The following is a 3,737-nucleotide window of genomic DNA, read 5'->3' as shown; positions in this document are numbered from 1 at the left end:
CTGCCGGCCGGCCCACCCCGAATATTACCGCGTCAACGGCCATGTCAAAGTGACCGCGACCCGCGACGCCGACAAGGCGGTCGAGTGGCAGAATGAAATCGAGGCCTGGCACAGCGTCATCGGCGATGCCGAGTTCCACAAGGGCGCGTGGCAGGCTGGCGACCTCGACACGATGCCGTTTGCCATGCACCGCAAGCCGATCGGATCCGGCCGCAACACGCTGTCCAATACAGGTGAGGGGGTCTCATGCCTGATGGGCGGCCGTCACGCCTATGATGGTGGCGAAAGCGGCTTCCGCCTCGGACGCCTGTCGTTTGCAAGTGCTGCCAATGATTATGTCACGCTGTTCCAGATGATACCGCGCAGCGCCACGGAAACCGACGTCATTCTGACCTGGCTCGTCGACAAGGACGCCGATGGCGACATCGACGCCGATGCGATCAGCTGGATGTGGGACGTCACCACGGTGCAGGACAAGAAGATCACCGAGGACAATGCCGACGGCATCATGTCGCGCGCCTACCGGCCGGGTCCCTATACGCCGCTGGAAAGCCAGACCTCGTTCTTCGTGCAGACCTATCTGTCAGAACTGCGTTCGCTGATCACCGGCACGCGCGGCGCACCGATCAGCCAATGGTCTGCGCCGAAGGAACTTTTCGCCTCGCCGAAAGCGGCGAGTTGCAACGCGCGCCTCTGACCCGCAGCCGAAGATGCCTCTTTGAGGCGTCGCGTTCCGATGCCATATGAAGGTGGCCGACGGAATGTTGCGGGAGAGGTGGTCATGACCAAAGGTTCGGATCTGTTCGTCGCGGCCCTCGAGAACGAAGGGGTCGAGCGGATTTTCGGCATTCCGGGCGAAGAAAATCTCGATATCGTCGAATCCATCCGCCGCTCCTCGATCCAGCTGATCCTGACCCGCCACGAGCAGGCAGCCGCTTTCATGGCCGCCACCTATGGCAGGCTTACCGGCAAGCCGGGTGTGTGCATCACCACGCTTGGCCCGGGCGCGCTCAACCTTTCGACCGGTTCGGCCTATGCGCTGCTCGGCGCGATGCCGATGATCATGATCACCGGCCAGAAAGGCATCCTGTCATCCCGGCAGGCGCGCTTCCAGATCGTCGACATCGTCGCGGCGATGAAGCCGCTGACCAAGCTGTCGCGTCAGATCGTTTCGCCGAAGATGATCCCCTCGTTGGTTCGCGAAGCTTTCCGTGTCGCCCAGGAAGAGCGTCCCGGCCCCGTACATCTTGAATTGCCGGAAGACATTGCGGCGGCCGAGTGTGAACCGGTAGCACTCGTGCCAACGCATCCGGTCGAACTGCCGCTGGCCAGCCCGGGCGCGCTTGATCGCGCCGCCCGTATGATCATGGAAGCCAGGCGTCCGCTGCTGATGTTTGGTGCGGCGGCGTCGCGACCGCGCGTGACTCCCGATGTCGCCCAGTTCGTGCTGCGGACGCAAATTCCCTATTTCACCACGCAGATGGGCAAGGGCACCGTGCCTGGCGGCACGGAGCTCTATATGGGAACGGCAGCCCTTTCGGAGCGCGACTATGTGCACGAGGCCATCGAACAGGCCGATCTGATCATCACCGTCGGTCACGACACGGTAGAGAAGCCGCCCTTCATCATGGGGGCGAAGGGGCCGAAGGTCATTCATGTCGGCTACCATTCAGCCGATGTCGAGCAGGTCTATTTCCCGCAAGCCGAAATCGTCGGCGACCTCGGTCCTTCGCTGGCGCTGCTGGCCGACCGCATCGAGGGCAAGGTCCCCAATGCACAGGCCTTGCTGCCGCTGCGGGAAGGCATTCTGAGCCGCATCGCCGCGCGCGCCACCGAAGATCGCTTCACGCCGCAGCGCATCGTGCATGACGTGCGCGCCGTGATGCCGGCGGATGGGATTCTTGCCCTCGACAACGGCATGTACAAGATCTGGTTCGCGCGCAACTACCGCACCCGCATGGCAAACACGATCCTGCTCGACAATGCGCTGGCCACGATGGGCGCGGGCTTGCCGTCGGCGATGATGGCGGCACTGCTCTATCCGCAGCGCCGTGTCATGGCCATCTGTGGCGATGGCGGCTTCATGATGAACAGCCAGGAACTGGAGACCGCCGTCAGGCTCAAGCTCAATCTCGTCGTCCTGCTGCTCGAAGACCATGCCTATGGCATGATCCGCTGGAAGCAGGCGGTCGACGAATTTCCGGATTTCGGCATGACCTTCGGCAATCCCGACTTCGTCAGATATGCCGAGGCCTACGGAGCCAAGGGGACAAGAGTTGGCGAGATCGCCGATTTGCGGCAGGCGCTGGAACGGGCCTTCACCGGCGGCGGCGTGCACCTCGTCGTCGTGCCCATCGACTATCCCGAAAACACCAGGGTGCTTGTCGACGAATTGCGCGAGCGGCTGCCTGCGCCGCAAGCGAGCTGACGGCGGCAAAGCCGCCGTCAGGATTACCTGGAGCTGTTGCCGAAGCGCCTACAGTTTGCAGTAAGGGGTGGCCGGCGCGATCGTCCCGAAATCCTTGGCGATCTCATAGCTGATGCCGTCTGCGGCCGCCTTGCCGACATAGGAATGGCAGAGCGTGTGGTTGTTGCTGGCATCGACCCGGATCTTGCCTTGCGGCGCGTCGAACTCGATCGTCGGCAGCGCCTTGAGCACATCATCGTCCTTCAGCGATCCGGCCTTCTCGGCGGCCAGGGCGTAGAGATGCAGGCCGTTGTAGCCGGCTTCGCCGATGCCGTTGACCATCTTCTCCTTGCCGAACTTCTCGCGGAAGCTCGCGATGAACTTCTTGTTGACCGGATTGTCGAGCGCCATCCAGTAAGGCTGCGGTGCGTAGGTGCCGGCCGCGACGCCGGGCGGCAGCGCGTCCTTGTTGAAGACCTCGTCGAGCGGTGCGATCAGCGGCTGCTTGATATCGAAGCTGCGATACTGCTTGAGCTGGGTGACGGCGTCGTTGCCGACCACCATCGACCAGACGACATCGGGCTTCAGCGACTTGATCTTCTGGAAGGCCGGGCCGAAATCCGTGGTGCCGAACGGATAGTAGTCGGCGCCGATGATCTTGCCGCCGGCCTTTTCGTAAGCCGCCGTGATCGCCTCGGTCATCTTCTGCGGCCAGGCATAGTCGGAGGCCATGACGTAGATGGTCTTGCCGAGGGTCTCGGCCACCCACGGCATCATCGGGTCGACCTGCTGCATCGGGATCGGGCCGGTGGCGACGAAGTAGCGGTTGCATTCGCCGCCCTCGAAATTGGTTGGGTAGAAGAACAGCTTCTTGGCCTTCGAGGTCACCGACAGCGTAGCACTTCGCTCCGGCGAAATGATCGTGCCCATGACCACGTCGACCTTGTCTTCGTTGATGAGCTTGCGCGCCTTGTCGATGGAACCCTTGGTCGTGGTCTGGTTGTCCTCGATGAACAACTCGACCTGGCGCCCGCCAATGCCATTGGCGGCGTTCAGTTCGGCGGCGGCGAGCTTGTAGCAATTGAGCAGCGTCTCGCCGAGGATCGCCTGCAGCCCGGTGATCGGGATCGACAGGCCGACCTTGACGGTGTCGGCGGCGCGCAGGACCGACGGCGCACCGACCATGGCGAAAGCGGCCGCGGCGCCGCCGGATTTCAAGACAGTTCTTCTGCTTATCATTGTTGTGTTCCCTTCCAGTCCCAGGCGCGCCCCATGCACGCCTTACAAGTCAACAAGCTCCCAGGCGCGCTTCAGGCGCGCCTTATAGGGC

At 62.8% G+C, this 3,737-nt stretch carries 3 protein-coding genes; 2 read left to right on the top strand and 1 reads right to left on the bottom strand.

Annotation, left to right across the window (positions count from 1 at the left end):
• Together EN969_RS21045 and EN969_RS21040 are read left to right on the top strand one after the other, a co-directional pair.
• On the top strand, positions 1–697 hold a 697-nt coding region (locus EN969_RS21045; RefSeq protein WP_281060020.1), incomplete at its 5' end, for an SRPBCC family protein.
• Between the two features lie 84 nt (positions 698–781).
• Entirely contained in the window at positions 782–2,428 is a 1,647-nt protein-coding gene (locus tag EN969_RS21040) for an acetolactate synthase large subunit (protein WP_063167559.1), read from the top strand.
• Positions 2,429–2,476: 48 nt separating this feature from the next.
• Here the strand turns inward: EN969_RS21040 and EN969_RS21035 are convergent, their stop codons facing one another.
• Positions 2,477–3,625 carry a substrate-binding protein gene (locus tag EN969_RS21035; RefSeq protein ID WP_244514270.1) on the bottom strand — a complete coding sequence of 383 codons (1,149 nt, stop codon included), beginning with the start codon at positions 3,623–3,625 and terminating at the stop codon, positions 2,477–2,479.
• Between the last annotated feature and the right edge of the window lie 112 nt (positions 3,626–3,737).

Origin of the sequence: Mesorhizobium sp. M7A.F.Ca.CA.003.01.2.1 (genome assembly GCF_003998945.1) — a bacterium.
GTDB classification, from domain to species: Bacteria; Pseudomonadota; Alphaproteobacteria; order Rhizobiales; family Rhizobiaceae; genus Mesorhizobium; species Mesorhizobium ciceri.
The sequence above is the reverse complement of the archived record's forward strand: the minus strand, read 5'-3'. Positions and strand labels throughout refer to the sequence as shown.